The sequence below is a fragment of the Cellulomonas algicola genome, from assembly GCF_003851725.1.
In the GTDB taxonomy this organism is placed as follows: domain Bacteria; phylum Actinomycetota; class Actinomycetes; order Actinomycetales; family Cellulomonadaceae; genus Cellulomonas; species Cellulomonas algicola.
The window spans coordinates 1-3880 of the sequence record NZ_BHYL01000340.1; the positions used below are offsets into that span (position 1 = coordinate 1).

General features: G+C 74.6%; 5 protein-coding genes. All 5 read right to left on the bottom strand.

What is annotated here, in order from left to right; all coding sequences use genetic code 11:
- Positions 1 to 80 precede the first annotated feature (80 nt).
- Positions 81 to 239, bottom strand: a complete 159-nt coding sequence (locus CTKZ_RS22115) for a hypothetical protein (protein ID WP_168679405.1) — start codon at positions 237 to 239, stop codon at positions 81 to 83.
- Positions 240 to 481: 242 nt separating this feature from the next.
- Entirely contained in the window at positions 482 to 2296 is a 1815-nt protein-coding gene (locus CTKZ_RS18400; protein ID WP_124344284.1) for a DEAD/DEAH box helicase, read from the bottom strand.
- On the bottom strand, positions 2293 to 2661 hold the full coding sequence (locus tag CTKZ_RS18405) for a DUF3039 domain-containing protein (RefSeq protein ID WP_124344285.1): 369 nt from the start codon (positions 2659 to 2661) through the stop codon (positions 2293 to 2295). Before CTKZ_RS18405 ends, CTKZ_RS18400 begins: the two co-directional genes overlap by 4 nt.
- Before the next feature lie 50 nt (positions 2662 to 2711).
- Entirely contained in the window at positions 2712 to 3494 is a 783-nt protein-coding gene (gene nagB, locus CTKZ_RS18410) for a glucosamine-6-phosphate deaminase (RefSeq protein WP_124344286.1), read from the bottom strand.
- 40 nt (positions 3495 to 3534) lie between these two features.
- A partial coding sequence (locus CTKZ_RS18415) for an ROK family protein (protein WP_124344287.1) occupies positions 3535 to 3880 on the bottom strand: 346 nt, incomplete at its 5' end.

Sequence of the window (3880 nt, forward strand, 5' to 3'; positions counted from 1 at the left end):
CCGCTGCGCGAGGACCAGGCCGCGGACGCGGGGCGGGAGCGCAGGGGGGCTAGGCCCCCGCCACCCGCGCCGCGGCCCGGTCAGATCCGGGCGCGGCCGCGGCCGCGGCCGACCAGGCCGAGGATCAGGCTGACGACCAGGACGGCGATACCGATCCACAGGAGGAACTCACCGACCCCGGCGAAGCCGAGGATGAGGAGAACCGCTCCGACGAGGACGAGGATGAGCCAGCTGGGCATGGTGCGACCCCTTTCTACGTGGTCACCGTGAGCGTCCGGGGGAACCCGGCGCCGTGAAGCACGAGGACGAGGCTGCCGAACGGGTGACGGCTCCGCACGCCGAGAGGACGAGTTGCGCGCACACCGGTCGCTGCTATGTGGTCGCGCGTCCAGGGCTCTGACCTGCACAGATGAGGGAATTGTCACCGTCTCGCATGGTGAGACGGGGGTTGTCTGGTCACGCTACCGAGGCGTAGCGGACGTCACTTCTTGCCGACGAACCAGCCGCGCAGCATCGCGACACGGGCCGTGAGCTGCGCCGGGTCCGCGAGCGCGACCTCCGGTCCCCCGCACCGCCGACGCAGCTCGGCGTGCACCGCCCCGTGCGGCTGCCCGCTGCGCCGCGACCACGCCCCGACCAGCTGCGCGAGCTCCTTGCGCAGCTCCGCCTGCTTGCGGTGGTCCATCTCGGGCGCGGGCTCCGACGCCGCCGGGCGGCGCTTCCCCTTGAGCTGGTCCGCCTGCCGCTGCCGCAGCAGCGCCGACACCTGGTCGGCGTCCAGCAGCCCGGGCAGGCCGAGGAAGTCGAGCTCCTCGTCCGAGCCGACCGCGGCCTCGGTCCCGAACTCGCCACCGTCGAACAGCACGCGGTCGAAGGACGCCTGCGCCTCGAGCGCCTCGAACGTGCCCTGCTTGCCGTCCGGCCCGACCGCGTCGGGACCGTTCTGCTCGGCGTTCGCGGCCGCGAGCAGCGCGTCCTCGGGGTTGAAGTCGACGCCCTGCTCCTCGGCCGTCTGCGGCCGGTCCAGGGCGTGGTCACGCTCGAGCTCGAGGCTGCTCGCGAGACCCAGCAGCTGCGGGACCGACGGCAGGAACACCGACGCCGTCTCGCCGCGCTTGCGGGCGCGCACGAACCGCCCGACGGCCTGCGCGAAGAACAGCGGCGTCGCGGTGCTCGTCGCGTAGACGCCGACCGCGAGGCGCGGCACGTCGACACCCTCCGAGACCATGCGGACCGCCACGAGCCAGCGCGAGTCGCTCGCGGAGAACTCGTCGATCCGGTCGCTCGCACCGTCGTCGTCAGAGAGCACGACGGTCGGCGACTCCCCCGTGAGCCGGGCCAGGTGGCCCGCGTAGGCGCGCGCGTCGGTCTGGTCGGTCGCGATGATCATCGCGCCCGCGTCCGGCACCGCCCGACGCACCTCGGTGAGCCGCCGGTCGGCGGCCGCGAGGACGCTCGGGATCCACTCGCCGTTCGGGTCGAGCGCGGTCCGCCACGCCTGCGCGGTCATGTCCTTGGTCAACGGCTCGCCGAGGCGGGCGCTCACCTCGTCGCCTGCGCGCGTCCGCCAGCGCATCGAGCCGCTGTAGGACAGGAAGATCACGGGCCGCACGACGTGGTCGCGCAGCGCGTCGCCGTAGCCGTACGTGTAGTCCGCGACGCTCCGGCGGATCCCCTCGTGGTCGCGCGCGTACTGCACGAACGGGATCGCCGCGGTGTCGGACCGGAACGGCGTGCCCGTGAGCGCGAGGCGCCGGGTCGCGTCCTCGAACGCCTCCCGGACCGCGTCGCCCCACGAGAGCGCGTCGCCGCCGTGGTGCACCTCGTCGAGGATCACGAGGGTGCGCTCGGCCGTCGTGCGCGCCGCGTGCAGCGCGGGCTTCGACGCGACCTGCGCGTACGTGACGGCGACCCCGTCGAACCCGTGCCCGTGCCGGCCCTGCGCGTTCGAGAAGTTCGGGTCGAGCCGGATCCCGACGCGTGCCGCGGCGTCCGCCCACTGCTTCTTCAGGTGCTCGGTCGGCGCCACGACCGTGACGCGCCGCACGACGCGGGCCTCGAGCAGCTCGGTCGCGATGCGGAGCGCGAAGGTCGTCTTGCCCGCCCCGGGCGTCGCGACGGCGAGGAAGTCACGCGGCGAGCGCTCCCGGTACAGCTCCAGCGCCTCGGCCTGCCACGCACGCAGCTTGCCCGCGGTCCCCCACGGCGCACGCCCGGGGAACGCCGGCGGCAGGTGGGAGGCCGCCGACGTGGACGCGTGGGACGTGGTGGAGGACGGGCGTGCGGCCGCGCTCACTTGCCGCCGCGGCCGAAGCCCCAGCGACGACCCCCGCCCGAGCCCTCGGAGCCGCCGTCACCGGACGCACCCTCACCGTCCTGCGGGTCGCGCAGCCCCTCGTAGATCTCCTTGCAGACGGGGCAGACCGGGAACTTGTTCGGGTCCCGGCCCGGGACCCAGACCTTGCCGCAGAGCGCGATCACGGGCTTGCCGCTCATCGCGGACTCCATGATCTTCTCCTTGCGCACGTAGTGCGCGAAGCGCTCGTGGTCGCCCGGCTCGACCTGCTCGTGGGTCTCCTGGCGCTCGAGCACGCTCGTCGACGTGCCCTGGCCCGGGTCGTTCGGGTCGGCGGGGCCGGTCGGCGGGAGGGGCTCAGTCATGCGCAGGAGTCTACGTCGCGCCCCCGACGCCGCCGGGATCGACACCGCCCCTAGAGACCCTGCCAGCCGGGCTTCGCGGCGTACGTCTCGCGGTAGTAGTCCGCGAGCTGCAGGCGCGACGCGGCGGCGTCGTCGACGAGCACCGTGACGTGCGGGTGGTGCTGCAGGACGGTCGCCGGCCACATCGCGCTGACCGGACCCTCGGCGAGCTGGTGCACCGCCTCGGCCTTGCCCCGCCCGGTCGCCAGGAGCACCAGGTGCCGGGCCGCCATGATCGTCGCGAGCCCCTGCGTGAGGCAGTGCGTCGGGACCTGGTCGACGTCGCCGCCGAAGAACCGCGCGTTGTCCTCGCGCGTCTGGCGCGTGAGCGTCTTGATGCGGGTCCGCGACGCGAGCGACGAGCCCGGCTCGTTGAACGCGACGTGCCCGTCGGTGCCGATGCCGAGGATCTGCAGGTCGACCCCGCCCGCGTCCGCGATCGCCTGCTCGTACGCCGCGCAGGCCGCAGGCACGTCCTCCGCGAGACCGTCCGGCCCCTGCACCGCGCCCTCGGCGAAGTCGACGCGCGACGCGATCTCCTTCTCGATGACGTTGCGGTACCGCTCCGGGTGGTCGGCAGGCAGGCCGACGTACTCGTCGAGCATGAACGCCCGCGCGTGCGCGAACGACAGCCCCTCGTCGGCGTACCTGCGTGCGAGCTCGTCGTAGACGGCCAGCGGGCTGGAGCCGGTCGCGAGCCCGAGCACCGCCGTCGGACGTGCGCGCAGCAGCCGCTCGACCGCGTCGGCCGCGATGACCGCGAGCTGCGCCGCGGGGGCGATGACGACCTCCATCAGCTGTCCTCCTGTCGGGCCGCGGCAGCGCCACGGCGAGTCATGCGCCGTGCTCCCCGCGTCCGACGAGCGCCGCGCCGACGGCACCGACGGGCACCCCCTCCGGCGCGAGCGTCACCCGGTCCGCGAGCCGCATCGACGCGAGGAACGGCGACGTGCCGGCCGCGGCGTCGAGCACGTCCCGCACGGCGTCGAGCAGCGGCGCACCCACGGCGCTCACCCCGCCGCCGATGACGACGTGCCGCACGTCGCACGTGAGCACGAGCACCCGGACCGCGGCGGCGACCGCCGCGGCGAACTGGTCGCGCAGCGCGACGGCCACCGGGTCGCCGGCGGCGGCCGCGGCGAACACCTCGGCCGGAGCCGGCGCGCCCGAGCGGCTGGGC